Annotated in this window: 15 protein-coding genes; 6 read left to right on the top strand and 9 right to left on the bottom strand. The window is 70.3% G+C overall.

Going from position 1 to position 15,602, the window contains the following annotated elements:
- Window positions 1–25 precede the first annotated feature (25 nt).
- The 5 genes from BM355_RS10725 to BM355_RS10705 form a co-directional block, all read right to left on the bottom strand.
- Window positions 26–253 carry a heavy-metal-associated domain-containing protein gene (locus tag BM355_RS10725; protein WP_091698329.1) on the bottom strand — a complete coding sequence of 76 codons (228 nt, stop codon included), beginning with the start codon at window positions 251–253 and terminating at the stop codon, window positions 26–28.
- A 91-nt stretch (window positions 254–344) separates the two neighbouring features.
- Window positions 345–704 carry a metal-sensitive transcriptional regulator gene (locus tag BM355_RS10720; RefSeq protein WP_091698327.1) on the bottom strand — a complete coding sequence of 120 codons (360 nt, stop codon included), beginning with the start codon at window positions 702–704 and terminating at the stop codon, window positions 345–347.
- A 44-nt stretch (window positions 705–748) separates the two neighbouring features.
- Window positions 749–1,843: an ArsO family NAD(P)H-dependent flavin-containing monooxygenase gene (locus BM355_RS10715; protein ID WP_342715293.1), complete on the bottom strand. Its 1,095-nt coding sequence runs from the start codon at window positions 1,841–1,843 to the stop codon at window positions 749–751.
- 47 nt (window positions 1,844–1,890) lie between these two features.
- Entirely contained in the window at window positions 1,891–2,577 is a 687-nt protein-coding gene (locus tag BM355_RS10710; RefSeq protein ID WP_091698325.1) for an arsenate-mycothiol transferase ArsC, read from the bottom strand.
- A gap of 118 nt (window positions 2,578–2,695) precedes the next feature.
- Window positions 2,696–3,448 carry an arsenate-mycothiol transferase ArsC gene (locus tag BM355_RS10705; RefSeq protein WP_091698322.1) on the bottom strand — a complete coding sequence of 251 codons (753 nt, stop codon included), beginning with the start codon at window positions 3,446–3,448 and terminating at the stop codon, window positions 2,696–2,698.
- A 164-nt stretch (window positions 3,449–3,612) separates the two neighbouring features.
- Here BM355_RS10705 and BM355_RS10700 point away from each other — a divergent pair, with 164 nt between their 5' ends.
- The 3 genes from BM355_RS10700 to BM355_RS10690 all read left to right on the top strand — a co-directional run bounded on the left by BM355_RS10700 (window position 3,613) and on the right by BM355_RS10690 (window position 7,062).
- Window positions 3,613–4,821 (top strand): hypothetical protein, encoded by a 1,209-nt coding sequence (locus tag BM355_RS10700; protein ID WP_091698319.1) that lies wholly within the window; start codon window positions 3,613–3,615, stop codon window positions 4,819–4,821.
- Window positions 4,818–5,615: an oxygenase MpaB family protein gene (locus BM355_RS10695; protein ID WP_245760751.1), complete on the top strand. Its 798-nt coding sequence runs from the start codon at window positions 4,818–4,820 to the stop codon at window positions 5,613–5,615. The genes BM355_RS10700 and BM355_RS10695 overlap by 4 nt, the downstream gene beginning before the upstream one ends.
- A gap of 130 nt (window positions 5,616–5,745) precedes the next feature.
- Window positions 5,746–7,062 carry an MFS transporter gene (locus BM355_RS10690; RefSeq protein ID WP_091698316.1) on the top strand — a complete coding sequence of 439 codons (1,317 nt, stop codon included), beginning with the start codon at window positions 5,746–5,748 and terminating at the stop codon, window positions 7,060–7,062.
- A 122-nt stretch (window positions 7,063–7,184) separates the two neighbouring features.
- On the opposite strand, the gene BM355_RS10685 is transcribed toward BM355_RS10690, so the two are convergent.
- Window positions 7,185–8,627, bottom strand: a complete 1,443-nt coding sequence (locus BM355_RS10685) for an APC family permease (RefSeq protein WP_091698313.1) — start codon at window positions 8,625–8,627, stop codon at window positions 7,185–7,187.
- Window positions 8,628–8,673: 46 nt separating this feature from the next.
- The gene (locus tag BM355_RS10680; protein ID WP_091698311.1) at window positions 8,674–10,341 is read right to left on the bottom strand and encodes an amidohydrolase; all 1,668 of its coding nucleotides are present in this window, start codon (window positions 10,339–10,341) and stop codon (window positions 8,674–8,676) included.
- A 248-nt stretch (window positions 10,342–10,589) separates the two neighbouring features.
- Here BM355_RS10680 and BM355_RS10675 point away from each other — a divergent pair, with 248 nt between their 5' ends.
- From BM355_RS10675 to BM355_RS10665, 3 genes are all read left to right on the top strand, one after another.
- Window positions 10,590–11,198, top strand: a complete 609-nt coding sequence (locus BM355_RS10675; protein ID WP_091698309.1) for a TetR/AcrR family transcriptional regulator C-terminal domain-containing protein — start codon at window positions 10,590–10,592, stop codon at window positions 11,196–11,198.
- Between the two features lie 85 nt (window positions 11,199–11,283).
- Complete coding sequence (rlmN, locus tag BM355_RS10670; protein WP_483869251.1) at window positions 11,284–12,852, top strand: 23S rRNA (adenine(2503)-C(2))-methyltransferase RlmN; 1,569 nt, start codon at window positions 11,284–11,286, stop codon at window positions 12,850–12,852.
- Between the two features lie 107 nt (window positions 12,853–12,959).
- Window positions 12,960–13,562: a GNAT family N-acetyltransferase gene (locus BM355_RS10665; protein WP_245760750.1), complete on the top strand. Its 603-nt coding sequence runs from the start codon at window positions 12,960–12,962 to the stop codon at window positions 13,560–13,562.
- 37 nt (window positions 13,563–13,599) lie between these two features.
- Here the strand turns inward: BM355_RS10665 and BM355_RS10660 are convergent, their stop codons facing one another.
- Together BM355_RS10660 and BM355_RS10655 are read right to left on the bottom strand one after the other, a co-directional pair.
- Window positions 13,600–14,151, bottom strand: a complete 552-nt coding sequence (locus tag BM355_RS10660) for a septum formation family protein (RefSeq protein WP_091698306.1) — start codon at window positions 14,149–14,151, stop codon at window positions 13,600–13,602.
- 236 nt (window positions 14,152–14,387) lie between these two features.
- A complete protein-coding gene (locus BM355_RS10655) occupies window positions 14,388–15,584 on the bottom strand; it encodes an MFS transporter (protein ID WP_245760749.1) in 1,197 nt (398 codons plus the stop codon).
- Between the last annotated feature and the right edge of the window lie 18 nt (window positions 15,585–15,602).

Genomic DNA, 15,602 nt, shown 5'->3' with positions numbered 1-15,602 from the left:
GGGTGGGGGCCGGCGGGCGAGCCTGTCAGGCCAGGGTGAGGCCGGCGATCGAGTAGCCGGCTTCCTTCACCGCGGCCTCCAGGTCCTCCGGTGCGGGCTGGCCCTCGGAGGTGATGGTGGCGGTGGAGGTGCCACCGGCCACGAGGTCCACTTGGACGTCGCTCACGCCGGGTAGCTCGGAGAGCTCCTCGGTCACGGAGGCGACGCAGTGGCCGCAGGTCATGCCGTCGATCTGGATCTGGGTGGTGGTCATGGTGTTCTCCTGGGGTGTTCGGTATGGATAGGTATACGGGGTAGGGGTATCTGCCGGGCCCACGTCCGCGCCGGAGCGACGGGTCAGTGGGTCAGCGTAGCAGCCGCGCGATGGCCGCGGAGGCCTCGGCGACCTTGGCCTGGATCAGCTCGGGGTCCCCGGAGTCCTGCGCCTGCTGGGCGGCGTCCGCCACACAGTGGTTCAGGTGGTCCTCCAGCAGACCCATGCTCACCGCGTGCAGGGCCTTGGTGGCGGCGGCAACCTGCGTCAGCACGTCGATGCAGTAGGTATCCTCATCCACCATCCGGGCAATCCCGCGGACCTGACCCTCCACGCGGCGCAGTCGCTTCAGGTACTCGTCCTTGCGCGGCGAGTACCCGTGGTGGGTGTGCTCAACAGGCTCATTCCCGACGGCGGCCGGGGCCTCGGGCGTGATGGCTTCAGTGGTCATGCACTCAGTTATATACCCCCTAGGGGGTAGCTGGTCAAGTACCCCTAGGGGGTATGGGTCTGCAGGTGCTGGTTCGCGGCCGCCACCGTGGATCGGGCCGGGGCACCCACGCCGATCAGGGTGGCGGAGGCGGGTCCGCACCAGTCACCGTAGCCCAGGAAGAACAGTCCGGGGTGGTCCACCGACCGGGAGGGCAGGCGCGGATCCGTGCGGGGCACTCGGCCCTCCTGCGTGAGCTGCAGGCCGCGCAGGTGCCGCAGGTCCGGGCGGAACCCGGTGCACCATAGGACGGTGTCCGCCCGGGCGGTTCCACCGTCCGGCCACTGCACGCCGTCGGCAGTGAAGCGGGAGAACATCGGCTCGGCTGTCAGCAGGCCGGCATCCCGGGCACGGCGCACGGGCGGGACGGCAACGATGTCACCCAGGGAGCCCACACCGGCATGAGTGTCCTCGTTCGAGGACAACGCCCGGACGCGGCGGGTGGCCAGTTCGAACAGGGCTCGGCCGTCCACCTCGTCCGGGAGGAACCGGGGCGGTCGTGAGGTGACCCATCGGACGGAGGCCGCCGAGGGGATCAGGTCAGCGGCGATCTGCGCCCCGGAGTTCCCGCCGCCCACCACGACCACCTCCTGACCGGTGAACTCCGATGCGGTGCGGTAGTCCACGGTGTGCAGTTGGCGCCCGGCGAAGTCTGCGGCACCGGGCAGCCAGGGCATGAACGGCCGTCCCCAGGAGCCGGTGGCGCTGATGACCACCCGGGAGGTCCAGGTGCCTCGGTCCGTGTCCGTGGCGAACCCGCTGCCGTCCGGTGTGGCCTGGACATCCCGGGCCGTGACGCTGCGGTGCACCGGGAGGTCGTACCGCTGTTCGTACTCGGTCAGGTACTCCACCACATGGGTAGCCGAGGGGTTGCCCTCCTCCCGCCAGGTGGGCATGGGGAACCCGGGCAGGGAGCTGAAGGAGGCGGGGGAGAATAGCTCCAGGGTGTCCCAGTACTCCGGCCAGGAACCACCGGGGCGGTCCGCGGCGTCGATGATCGCGAAGCTCGGAGCGTGGTCGGACCGTCCCCGGTCGCGATCCCGGGCCAGTCGGTGCAGGTGGTACCCGGCGGCGAGTCCTGCCTGGCCACCGCCGATGATGAGGACATCGACATCGTCGGCGGCGTCGGGATCCCGGTCAGTGGTAGTCAGACCGGGCTCCCCTCGAATTCGCGCAACAGGTCCTGCACGCGGGTGTCGATCTGATCCCGGATCCGCCGGACCTCCTCGAGCGGCAGGTCCACGATGGTGGGGATGTCCCAGTCGCGGTAGTCCTTGCCCTCCAGCTGTTCGACCTGGTCGGCGCAGCCGAAGGTGATGATGTGCTCGGCGGCCTGGTGGATGTCCTCGGCGATCGGCTTGGGGTAGGCGTTCTCCAGGGGCACACCCACCTCGGACATCGCCTCCACGGCGGTCGCGATCAGACCGCCGGCCGGGTGCACGCCAGCGGAGCGGGTGGCGATCCTGCCCTCCGAGCGCTTGGCCAGCAGGGACACGGCCATCTGGGACCGTCCGGCGTTGCCGTTGCAGATGAACAGCACGCGCGGGTCGGTGGACTCGATGGCCCCGGCGGTGATCGCCATGGCCCGCAGGCGGTTGTCCGCGAAGTTGCCGGCGGAGGCCACCACGTGGGCCTGGATCCTGGAGGTGCGCTTGAGCTCGTCGTAGCACTCCTGGACCACCCGGTCCACGGTCGCCCGGTCCACCACGTGGCCGTAGCGCTCGTGCAGGTGTTCGGCGGTGCGGTCCAGGACGTTGCGGTCGAGCGCGTCGCTGGCGGAGGTCTGGTGGGGATCGGTCGGCTGGCCGGCTGCGGGGTTCTGATCGGTGCCCATGGGACCATGCTGATCAGCGGCGACCGGCCGGTCAAGAGGTCAGGAGCAGGACGACCCCTGGAGCAGGGGGCTCCAGGGGTCGTCAGGTCCGGTGCGAATGGACGCGGTGTGGTTCGGGTCAGGCAACCAGGGCCTGGCCGTCCCGGGACTGGGCTGCCGCCGCCTGGGAGTGGGACTTCAGTCCGACCAGGTCCTCGGAGAGCGCGCGGACCTTATCCTCGATCAGGTCCACGATCTGGCGGACCTCCTCGATCGGCTTGTCCGTCAGCTTGGGCACATCGGTCCAGGAGATGACGGTGGCACCGTGCACGTCCGGCAGGTCACCGGCGGTGTCGATGGCCACCACATACTCGGCGGCGCGCAGCACGTCCTCGGTGAGGGACTTCGGGTACATCTCCGAGAGGTCGATGCCACGCTCATTCAGGGCCTCCACGGCACGGTGGTGCAGGTGCCCGCCGGGGGTGATGCCGCCGGAGCGGACGGCCACGGAGTTCTGCCGACCCATCAGGGCTGCCGCGATCTGGGAGCGTCCGGTGTTGGACGGGCAGACGAAGAGGACCTTGGGCAGCGGGGCCTCGATCAGTCCCTCGGCCACGGCGTAGGCGTGCAGGCGGTCATCGCCCAGCCGTGCGGCGTGGGTGGGCAGGAAGGTCTTGATCCGCGCGGTGCGGTCCATCTCCTGGTAGGCCTCGAGTGCGGTGGCGCGGATCCGTCCGTGGTCCAGCAGCTCGCCCCACTTCTCGGTGAGCTCGGCGACCACGCGCTCCATGACGTGGTTCTGCACGATCGGGTTGCCGCCGGTGTTCAGGCCACGGGGCTCCTCGGCGCCGACCTGCGGCTGGCCGGTGTTCTGGTCAGTGGTCTCGGTCATGCGAGACACCTCCTGAGGGGTGTGAGGGTCGGCGTCACGCCGAGCGATGGGTGCTGTCCAGCGCTTCGCCCCGCCTCCAAGGTGAACGGAAGGTGAACAGCCTCTTAACTACTATAGTCCGGCCATGGGTGGACTCCAAGGAGGACATCCTGTAGGCGTGGAGGGTGCACACCGCTCAGCGTCAGGACCCCGCCTCCGACCCGGTCCGCAGCACCCCGGCAGACACCCCCACCTCAGCCACCCGCATTCCTCCCGCACACCCCGCGCCCCAGCCGCCCACCGGGCCTGTGGCCCTGGAGTCTCGCGCCATCTGGTCCGCCATCGTGTGCGGCCTGGTGGGCGCCGTCGTCGGGTATCTGGTCTTCTCCGGCTACCGGCCGCCGCTGTCCGGGCCGCACTCCGTGGGGAACGTGGCCGCCGTGAGCACCGCGGTGGCGGCGGGGCTGTCCTGCCTGGTGGGGTTCCTGCTGACCGCACGGACCACGCACCGGTGGCTGATCCAACGGCACTGGGCGTGGATGGTGGTGGACGCGACCGGTCTGGTGGTGGTGCACGCGGCGATCGCGATCATGGCCGGGCTGACCCTGTTCCGGCTGTTCCAGGAGTCGTTCGTGGGGCTGACGGTGGACCGGATCGCCGGGACGGTGATGGTCACGCTGATCACCGCCGTGGCCGGGTACCTGGGCTTCACCTCGGCCTCGCGCATCACCACCCGATCGCTCTCCAGCCTGCTCGCCGTGTTCATGGCCGCCGGAATGCTGGTGTCCATGCTGCTGGCCGAGAACCCGTTCTGGTGGCACGCGTTCTTCTCCGAACTGGGCACCGGGCAGGCCGGATCCTGGTCTTTCTGGACGTTCAACACCACCCTGGCCGTGTCCGGTCTGGTGCTCACCACCCTGGCCCGATTCATCACCCAGGACCTGTACCCCTGGGCACGTGCGCGCGAGGCGGCGGGTGGCCGGACGGTGCGGATGGGGGTGCTGCGCTGGGGCCTGTTCGTGATCGGGCTGTGCATGGCGGTGGTGGGCCTGGTCCCGGTGAACGTCTCCGATCCGATCCACTCCAACGCGGTGCGGCTGCTCGGCGCCGTGTTCATCCTGATGCTGCTGACCCTGCCGATCTGGCTGCCCGGCTTCCCCGGCGCGTTCTACGCTGCCACGGGCCTGATGGTCCTGGTCGGTGTGGGCGCGGCGCTGCTCTGGTTCCCGCTGGGCTACTACAACCTCACGGGGTTCGAGCTGGCCATGGCCGGGATCGTGTACGCGTGGCTGGTGGTCTTCATCCGCTCGCTGGATGCCGTGGTCAGTCAGGCCGCGGCGGACGCGGGGGAGCCTGAGGGCTCCGCCCAGTTCCCGACGACGGCCGGCCCGTGAGTGCCCCCGTCACCTTGAGTGCCCTGGCGCGCGAGGGGGCCGTGCTGGCCGGTGCCGGGGCGGCGATCCTGCTGCAGGTGGCGCACCGGCCGGTGGCGGCGGGAGTGGATCGGCACTCGGACTTCACCCGGGACCCGATGGCGAGGCTCGTGCACACCCTGCAGTATGTGTACGCCGTGAGCCTGCCGGAGGCTGAGTCGGTGCGGGAACGGGTGGCCGGTTGGGTGGAGCGTGCGCATGCGCCGGTGCGCGGGGTTGACGCTGGTGGGGCGCGGTACTCTGCAGCGGACCCGGAGGCACAGCTGTGGGTGGCGGCCACGCTCTACTGGGCTGCCGAACGCGTGCGCGGCCGGATGTGGGGCGTGCTGGATCCGGGTGCTGCGGAGGAGATGTACCAGGATTCTGCGGTGCTGGGGACGGCGCTGGGCATGCCGCGGGAGCTCTGGCCGGTGGACCGGGCAGCGTTCGAGCGGTGGTGGCAGCAGCGGCTCGGGGAGCTGGAGGTGACGGACGCGGCGCGTGCGATCGCCCGGGAGCTGTTCGCCGCTGAGCACGCTCCGGTGTGGATGCGGACCCTGATGCCCCTGGCCCGGATGCTGACCGCGGGGATGCTGCCGACGGGCGTGCGCTCGGAGCTGGGGCTGGAGCTGGATGTGGCCGGGTCCGTGTGGGATGAACGGCTGTGGTCGGTGCTGCGTGCGGTGTACCCCCGGCTGCCGCACGTGATGCGCCAGGCCCCGTCCCGGTGGATCCTGCGCAGCCTCGGCGTCCGTGGGCGCTCCACCTGCCGTTGATCCCCTCACCCCGTCGATCCCCATCACCCCCCCTCGACCCAGAACCAGTGGTGACCATCAGCTCCCATGCCCGCCACTACTTCTGGCTCAACGTGGGCCTGGGGTGCGCCGAGCCTGGGAGGATGGCCCCATGAGCACCGCCGACGCCTCCACCCCGCACCCCGGGTCGTCGTCGGCACCGTCTGGCCCAGAGCATGACGCAACCGCCACGGCCCACACCGCCCACACTCCCCACGCCTCCGGCCCCACGCCCTCGCCGGCGCAGGTCTCCCCGGTCTCGTGGATCTACCTCGCAGTCTGCGCCATCCTCGTCTCGCTGAACCTGCGCACCCTCTACTCCTCGCTCTCGGCGATCCTGCCCGAAGTCATGGCGGCCACGGGCCTGTCCGGCGCCGGCGTGACGGTCCTGACCACCGTTCCCGTGACCCTGCTCGGTGTCTTCGCCCCTCTCGCGCCCGTGCTGGCCCGGAGGATCGGCGCGTGGCAGGTGCTGTTCGTCGCCATGCTCCTGCTCACGGTCGGCATGCTGATCCGCGCGCTTCCACCCTTCGGCTCCGCCCCGCTGGCCACCCTGCTGACGGGCACGGTCATCTCCGGGCTAGCGATCGCCCTGTCCAACGTGGTCCTGCCGAGCATCGTCAAGCAGGACTTCCGCAACCACATCGGTCTGATGAGCGGGCTGTACACCACGTGCGTGGCCGGTTCGGCGGCGTTCGGGGCGGCCCTGACCTTCCCGGCGCTGGAGTTGTCCGGCTCCTGGAACATCGCGCTCGGGCTCTGGGCCCTGCCGGCGCTCGCGGTCGCGGGGCTGCTGATCCCGGTGATCCTGCGCCATCGCTCCCGGGCGCACCTGGCCACCTCCACGTCCGGGCGCAGCCCCATGACCTCGGCCATCGCCTGGCAGATCACCGTGATGATGGTGTTCCAGTCGATGATGTCCTTCCCGATCTTCGCCTGGCTGGCCCCCATCCTGCGCGAACGCGGCATGGACGGCACCGCCGCCGGACTGGTGATCGCCCTGAACGTGCTGCTGCAGATGTCCGGGTCTCTGGTGGCCCCCATCCTCGCGGTCCGCATCCGCAGCCAGTCCCTGCTCAACGCGTCCATGGCGCTGCTCACCGGGATCGGCTGGGTGCTGTGCATCATCGGCCCACTCGAGGGCGTGTGGGTCTGGGCGGCACTGCTCGGCCTGGGCCAGGGCAGCCTGACGGCACTGGCGCTGACCATGATCTCCCTGCGCAGCCACTCCACCCACATGGCCCTGCGCGTCTCCGGGATGATGCAGGGTCTGGGCTACGGCCTCGGCTCGGCGGGCACGCTGCTGGTCGGGCAGATCCTCACCGCCACCGGCGACGTCACCCCGGTCGCCACCCTGTTCGCTGCCACCTCCCTGACCTGCGCGGTCTTCGGCTGGCTCGCCGGCCGCCCCCGCCTCATCCAGGAGTGACACCCCCCGTCCTGCGCAAAGTGACCACACCCCCACCAGAGTGACCGGGGAATGTCACTCTGTGCCTGGAAGGGCGTTCACCTGCCCGACGACGGCCACGCCGCTTCTCCGGCCGGCTCGCCTCAGGCGCGGTGAGCGTCCTCCTCGGGGCGCTGGACCAGGTCACCGGACTCGTAGACGTCGATGGTGGGGGTAGGGCGGCGGAAGCCGCGGGTGATGATGGCCAGGTAGGCGACGCCCACGGCCATCCAGATGAGGCCCACGATCAGCGTCCGGCCGTTGAGCGAGGTCCACAGCCACACGGTCAGGCCGAAGCCGATCAGCGGAAGGATCAGATTGGTGAGCACGGCGGCTCCGCTGCGCTCCTTCTGGTCGATGAAGTAGTGCTTGACCACGGAGAGGTTGACGGCGGAGAACGCCACAAGCGCGCCGAAGCTGATGATCTCAGCGAGCAGGCCCAGATCGATCAGCATTGCCATCAGTGACCATGCCGAGACCACCAGGATGGCGATCACCGGGGTGGCGAACCGGGCGGAGAGGCGGCCGAATACTGAGCGAGGGAAGACTCCGTCACGGCCCATCGAGAAGATGATGCGCGAGACCGAGGCCTGGGAGGTCAGTGCTGAGCCGATGCAGCCGGCCACGTAGGCGGAGATGAAGAACGCGCTGAGGAAGGTCCCTCCGGCCGAGGCCATCACGTCCAGGGCACCGGAGTCCGGGTCGGCGAACTGATGCGAGGGGTGCACCACATGGCTGACGTAGGAGAGCAGGATGAACAGCAGCCCGGCCGAGACGGTGGCGATGATGATGGCCCGGGGGACATCACGGGCCGGCTCCTTGGCCTCCTCGGCCATGGTGGAGACCGCGTCGAAGCCCAGGAAGGACAGGCACAGGATGGCGGCACCGGCCATGACCGGTCCCAGCCCGGTCTCGGTGCCGTCTCCGGTGAGCGGACGCAGCAGGTCCACGTCGCCCGTGCCGGACAGGGAGACCACGCTCAGGGCGATGAACACCCCGATGAACACCACTTGGGCGGCGATGATCACCGTGCTGGCCCGGGAGACCGAGGTGATGCCCACGATGTTCAGCACCGTCACCAGCGCGATCGCGGCGAGGATGAACACCCAGGAGGGCACCGCCGGGAAGGCCTCACCCAGGTAGATGCCGATCACCAGGTAGTTGATGGTGGGCAGGAACAGGTAGTCCAGCAGCAGGGACCACCCGGAGACGAACCCGATGCCCGGCCCGAAGGAGCGTTGGGTGTACGTGTACGCGGATCCGGCGAACGGGTAGGCACGGGCCATCCGGGCGTAGGACATGGCCGTGAACACCATGGTGGCCAGCGTGATCATGTACGCCACCGGGACGCGGCCGCCGGTGACCTGGGTGACGATCCCGTAGGTGGTGAACACGGTCAGCGGGACCATGTAGACCAGACCGAACAGCACCAGGGAGGGCACACCGAGCACGCGCTTGAGCCGGGTGCCGTCCGCGGAGGCCGGGGCAGCGCGTCCGGTGGCGGCGGGCGATGACGGTGCGGCGGGGCCGGTGGATGAGTGGGACATGGCTACCTCGGCTCGGGGTGCGGGATGCGGGGCGGGTGGATGTGCGTCAGTCGGTGGGGTGCAGGTGGGCCCGGCCTCCGACGAACGTCGCGCGGACGGGCAGCGAACGCAGCCCTGGGGCCGTCAGCCCCCGGGGGTCCTGTGCCAGCCACACCAGGTCGGCGGCGGCACCCGGGCGGATCCGACCCCACGGGTGCTCGTGGAGGTCGGTGAAGCCCTGATGGGCCACCGCGGTGGAGTAGGCGTCCAGGGAGACCCCCAGGTCCAGGCGTTCCTGGGGTGTCCAGCCCTGGTCCGGCTCCCCGTCCTCGGTCTGACGTGACACGGCCACGGCGACCCCCTCCAGGGGTGCCCCAGACGAACACGGCCAGTCGGACCCGAAGGCCAGTGCGGCGCCGTCGTCCCTCAGGGTGCGCATGCGGTACTGCTGATCGGAGCGTTCGGTGCCCAACCGCGGGACCTGCAGCACGGTCATCAGGGCGTCGGGCTGGGCCCACAGCGGCTGCATGCAGGGGATGACCCCCAGGCTGCTGAACCGGGGCAGGTCCTGCTCGTCCACCAGCTGGGCGTGCGCGATCACCGGACGCCGATCCCGCGGACCGTTCACGGACACGGCATGCTCGATCGCGTCCAGGGCCTGCCGGACGGCGGCGTCCCCGATCGCGTGGATGTGGATCTGGAAGCCCAGGGCATCCACCGCGGCGGCGGCGTGGGCCAGGGAGTCGCCCTCCCAGACGGTCATGCCGTGGTCGTGCAGGCCGGAGCAGTAGGGCTGGAGCAGTGCGCCGGTCTCGTTCTCGATCACCCCGTCGGCGAAGAACTTCACGGTGTTCGCGGTCAGGTGCGGGTGGCCGGCGGCCTGCACTCGGACCCGCTGGGCGGCGAAGTCCTCCAGCTGGTGGTCGATATGCCGCGGGTCGGCGTAGAAGGCCAGGTTGTAGCGGATCTCCAGGGCGTCCTGCTCGGCGGCCGCGAGGTAGGCCTCCAGGTTCTCCGGCTCCACCCAGGCGTCCTGGACCCAGCTCACCCCGTGCTCCAGGAAGTAGCGGGAGGCCCGGCGCAGGGCGTCCACCAGGGTGTCGGTGTCCCGGGGCGGGCAGTGCTGCATGACCAGGTCGATCGCGCCCCATTCGCGCAGGGTGCCCCAGGGTCGCCCGTCGGGGTGGCGTGGGATCTCCCCGAGCTCGGGGTCTGGGGTCTGCGCGGTGATCCCGGCGACCTCCAGGGCCGAGGAGTTGCACCACACGGTGTGATAGTCCCAGGCCCGCAGCGCCACGGGTCGGTCGGACACGGCCTCGTCCAGCCACCGGGCGTCGAACAGGCCCTCCGGGGCGAGCGAGCCGTCGTAGGAGGCACCCAGGATCCACGGCAGCTCGGGGTGCTCCTCGGCGTAGTGGCGCACCTCCTCCACGATCTGCTCCACGCTGGTGCACGCGCGCACCGCCGGCCCGGCCCCCTCGAGTCCACCGAAGAGAGGATGGGCGTGGCCGTCGCCGAAGGCGGGCATCAGGAAGCCGCCCTCCAGGTCCACGCTCTGCACCCGCTCGCGCTCCTGCTCGCTGAGCCCCGTGAGCCGGGCGGTGACCTCGGCGCCCACGGCGGTGATCACCCCGTCACTCACCAGCACCTGCTCGGCCGTCTCGTGGCCCTCGCCCTGCCATACGGTTCCGGAGTGCAGGTGGAGGTGGCCGTGGCCGTGGAGGCTCTGCGTCATGGGGTCCTCTCCGCCGGTGGTCCGGCCGCGGGCCTGCTCTGAGTCGAACAGTGTTCGGTTCGCGTGTTGGAACAGCACCCTAGGCGAGCATGACGCCGCTGAACAGGCCCTGGACCGAACTCGCGGGCACCGGACTCTCAGACACCGGACTCGCGCCTCTCGCCTCGGGACCCTGGACTAGGGTGGGCGGCGTCGGCCGTCTCCGGCCCGATCGACCGTGCCAGCGGACAAGCAGTGGGTGGACCTGGATGAGACTGACGCGCGAGCGGCTCGTGGATGAGGCGCTGGCCCTGCTGGACGCGCAGGGTGAGAACGGGCTGACCATGCGCGCTCTCGCGGACCGGGTGGACCGCCAGGTCTCCTCCCTCTATCACCACGTCTCCGGTCGTGCCGAGCTCGTCGAGCTGATCCGGGCCCGACTCGTCGAGGAGATGGACACCAGCCGCTTCGAGGCCGCTCCGTGGGATGAGGCCCTGCGGCACTGGGCGCGTTCCTACCTGCAGGCCTTCGCCGCTCATCGCAGTGCCATCACCCTGCTGGCCACTGCCCCGTTGCGCGACCACAGCACCTACCGGATGTACGAGGTGGTCGTGGACGCCCTGGTGCGCGGCGGCTGGAGCGGCCCCCAGGCGGTGGGGGCCATGCGCGCGGTGGAGTCCTTCGTGATGGGCAGCGCGCTGGATCTGGGCGCCCCGGAGGACTTCCTGACCTCGGAGGCCCTGCCGGAGGACGTTCCGAGCATGGCCGAGGTGCTCGGCCGCGGCACGCCAGAGCCCTACTCGGCACGGGTGACCTTCGAGTCGGGTCTGGACGCGCTGATCCTCGGTCTGCAGGCCCAGGTCGCCGGTCGAGGGTGAGCCTTCGGCGGCTTTTCCGACGACGGCCCCTCACCGAGACGAGCATGCCTCACCCAGGCTTGTGCCCGCGTGGGAGAATGAGGCGATGGCCTCCTCAGACTCTCGCCCCGGTTCCGATGCCCCCCGTGACTCCCGCGTCTCCTTGGTGGAGCGCGGTCAGCAGTCTGCCCGCCGTGATGGGCGTGATGGGGCGCAGCTGGATCCCCGGGATGCGCACCTGGAGCATGATCGGGGTGGGCGGCTGAGGCTGAACCCGCCGCGGCGCGGGATGATCGACGAGTCCGAGGCCCAGCAGCTCTCGGAGGACCGGGCCCGGCTGCAGCGCAACGGCGTGGGCAGCTCGCTGTCCGCACCGTCCCGCACCGAGCGTCCGGCCAAGAACGCCGAGCGCCCACAGGTCCGTCCCAAGGCCGAGGGCTGGACTCAGCAGACCACCTCCGAAGGCCGGCCGCTGCTGCAGTTCAAGCAGCCGCGCGTGGCCCAGCCCAAGACCCACTTGGCGGACCTGACCCTTCAGGAGCGCCAGGCCAAGGTGGCCGAACTGGGCTTCCCGGCGTTCCGCGCCAAGCAGCTCTCCACGCACTACTTCGTGCACCACACCTCGGACCCGGAGCGGATGACCGACCTGCCCGCGGACACCCGCCAGCAGCTGGTCGAGGAGATGATGCCGCCGCTGCTGACCGAGGTGCGCCGGCTGACCACGGACAACGGGGACACCATCAAGTTCCTGTGGCGCCTGTTCGACGGTGCGCTCGTGGAGTCCGTGCTGATGCGCTACCCCGGTCGCGTGACGCTGTGCGTGTCCAGCCAGGCCGGCTGCGGCATGAACTGCCCGTTCTGCGCCACCGGTCAGAACGGTCTGACGCGCAACATGTCCACCGCGGAGATCGTGGAGCAGGTGGTGCGGGCCAACCAGGTGATCGCCGAGGGCGGTCTGGGCGGGCTGCGCAAGGACGGCGGGCACAACGCCGAGCGCGTGACGAACATCGTGTTCATGGGCATGGGCGAGCCGCTGGCCAACTACAAGCGGGTGATCGCCTCGGTCCGGCGGATGGTCGATCCCGCTCCGGAGGGCCTGGGCATGTCCGCGCGGCACATCACGGTCTCCACCGTGGGGCTGGTGCCGGCCATCAACAAACTGGCGGACGAGGGCATCCCGGTGACGTTCGCGCTGTCCCTGCACGCCCCGGATGACGAGCTGCGCGACGAGCTGATCCCGGTGAACTCCCGCTGGAAGGCGGACGAGGCGATCGACGCCGCCTACAACTACTACCGTTCCACCGGGCGGCGCGTGTCCATCGAGTACGCGCTGATCAAGGACATGAACGACCACCCGTGGCGCGCGGACCTGCTGGCCAAGAAGCTCAACGCGCGCGGCCGCGGCTGGGTCCACGTCAACCCCATCCCGCTCAACCCCACGCCCGGTTCCATCTGGACGGCCTCCGAACCGGACGTCACCGATGAGTTCATCGACCGGCTCGAGGCCGCCGGCATCCCCACCACCCTGCGGGACACCCGCGGCAAGGAGATCGACGGCGCCTGCGGCCAGCTCGCGGCCGAGGGTGATGACGAGTCCTCACCCCAGACCCCGGCGGAGCGGGGAGAGCCCGACGACGCCACGCACCACAGCACCGAGGGCGCCCCCCTGGTCTGAGGTCGGCTTCCCCGCCCCCCTGATCATGATCACGCCAACTGCCCTTCCGCTCGGTGAGTCTCACCGCGTACTGCGCACGTGATCTGGTGGGTGGGTAGCGTGGAGCGGTGACCTCTGAGAACCGCACCCAGACCATGCTGGAGCTGGCCGCCGAGCGCGGTGTGCAGTGGCCGCTGACCACCGAGCGTCTGACCCTGACTCCGTTCACCGCCCAGGAGGCCCCGGCCGTATGGGAGTTCCTGCAGCTGGAGCAGGTCAACACCTGGACGGCCAGCAGCTTCACCGGTCCGGACGACGTGGCCGAACGGTGGCTCCCGCAGGGTTCCCAGCTGGTGGTGCGCGTGGGAGAGACCGTGATCGGCAACTGCATGATCCAGGTGCAGGACGCCTGGTCGCACGCCGAGGTGACCGAGCAGGCCAGGCACACGCAGGCCGAACTGGGCTGGACGTTCCACCCGGAGCACCACGGCCGCGGGTACGCCACGGAAGCGGTCCGTGTGCTGATGGAGCTGAGCTTCACCCAGCTGGGGCTGCGCCGGGTCGAGGCCCAGTGCTTCGCGGACAACATCCCCAGCTGGCGGCTGATGGAGCGGGTCGGGCTGCGCCGCGAGGGCGTGTTCGTCAAGGAGTCCCTGCACCGCACCCACGGCTGGATCGACGGCATGAGCTACGCCCTGCTGGCTGAGGAGTACGCCGCCCGCGGGTGCTGAGACCGATGACGTCGACGTCGTCGTGCCCTGTCAGACCTCAGGCGCTGGCGGAGTCCTCGTCCGGTTCGCCTTCACCGGTGTCGCCGCTGGTCCCGGACCCGAACATCTCCAGCAGCTCCACGTCACCGGTGCGGGGACTGCCGGACCAGGTCCGTGCCTCGACGTGCAGCAGCAGACACTGAGCCGTCTGGTCCCCGGACTCCCAGGTGAGCTCGTCCGGCGCGATCACACCGAAGTCCCATGCGGAGCTCATGAAGTCCTCGCCCAGGTAGTCGTCGTAGGCCTGGATGCACTCGTCGTCGACGCCCATCCACACCGGGCTGTCATCCTCCGGGTACCCGCCGTCCTGCGCGGGGACGGTGGCGTGGTGCACCATCTCGGAACCGTGCTCCTCGGAGCAGTCGATCACGCGCAGTGCCATGATCTCGCCCTCCGGGGGCTCCTCCATGCAGTCTCCGGGATTCAGATCCGTCGGGTACTTCCGGTCGGCGTCCAGCTGCAGGCCGTATCCCCGGGCGGCGTCGTCCACGGCCTCCGGGACCGGGATGCCGGAGCAGCCCGCCAGTCCCAGCGCCATCAGGACAGCCATCCCGACGGCGGCCCCTCGCCTCGAGCGCCTGGGCTCGCGGAGGCGCGGGGAGGGGCGGGACAGGCCAACAGCAGAGGGAGATGAGAACGTGCTCACGGCGCTCCAACGGATGCGAGGTCGCACATCCGCGGCGGGTCGCCGGCCCCGGTCGAACACTGTCCGGGGCGGTCCTGCACTGCGGTGGTCCACAGCGGTCCAGGGCGACAGTGGCAAGATCATAGCCCCCGCAGGACGGCTCAGCGCTCCTGACGGTCGTAGACGCGCCGCACGATCACCGCGCCGAGCGTGACCAGCAGGGCCAGCAGTGCGGCGCCCGCGAACAGGGTGGTCCAGGCATCGGCCGCCACGAGGGGGCCGGCGGCCAGGGTGCTGACCGAACTGCCGGCGAACAGTCCCGCGGCGAACAGTGCCACCACGGTGCCGCGTGCGGCCGGTGCCACGGAGGTCGCCCAGGCCTGCAGGGAGGTGTGCAGCAGGGCCCACGCGGCGCCGAGCAGCAGGGCCGAGGCGATCACCGTCCCCACGGAGATGTGCACGGCCACCAGGGCGAAGCCCAGGGTCATCGCCCCGCCGCCGATCAGCATCAGCGCGGTGATCGGCAGCCGTTGGCCCAGGGGCCGGACCAGCCGCGAGCAGAGCATGGTGGACACCCCGTACCCGGCCACGGTCAGTCCAGCGGCGGTGGCGTCCAGCCCCTGGGCCTGCAGGGCGGGGGCCAGGAAGGTCAGCATGCCCAGCACGGCGGCGCCCTCGAAGAACGCCAGGGTCACCACGGTCCACACCCACCGGTTCCGCAGCGCAGTGTTCAGGGTGGCCACGAAGCCGCCGCCGGATTCACGCGCCGGTTCGGGCAGTCGGCGCAGCGCCAGCAGGCACAGCACCGCGATCACCGGGGGCAGGGCGAACATCACCCGCCAGCTGAGCAGGTCTCCCACCAGTCCCGCGGTGGCGGTGGCCAAGGCGGTCCCGACGGCGATCCCCGCCATCAGATCCGAGAGTGCGGACTGACGGTGGCTGGCTGCCACGGTGTCCCCGATGTAGGTCAGTGCGGTGGGGATGATCCCACCGAAGAAGACACCGGTGACCGCACGGGCCGCGACCAGCAGGATGAGGGTGGGGGCGAACGCGGAGAGCAGTCCGGCCACGGCTGAGCCGAGCAGGGCCCACCGCAGTAGACGCACTCGCCCGAACCGGTCTGCCAGGGTGCCCCAGATCGGCTGGCTGAAGCCGTACGCCAGGTAGTAGACACCGGCCACGGCCACCGCCTGGGCCAGGGAGACACCCAGGTCCAGGGCCACGAACACCAGCAGCGGGCTCACCGCGAACCGGTCGAAGCTGGACGCGAACGAAGCCACCGCCACGCCCAGGGGAGGGCGGGTGCGGACCGGTGTGACGTCGTCGGGACGTCCCTGGTTCTGGGGTGGGGTGCTCACGCTGACCCAAGATACGCC

The organism is Micrococcus terreus, from assembly GCF_900116905.1.
Classification (GTDB): Bacteria; Actinomycetota; Actinomycetes; order Actinomycetales; family Micrococcaceae; genus Citricoccus; species Citricoccus terreus.
Note: the sequence above shows the minus strand (reverse complement) of the source record. Positions and strands in the feature narration are given on the sequence as shown.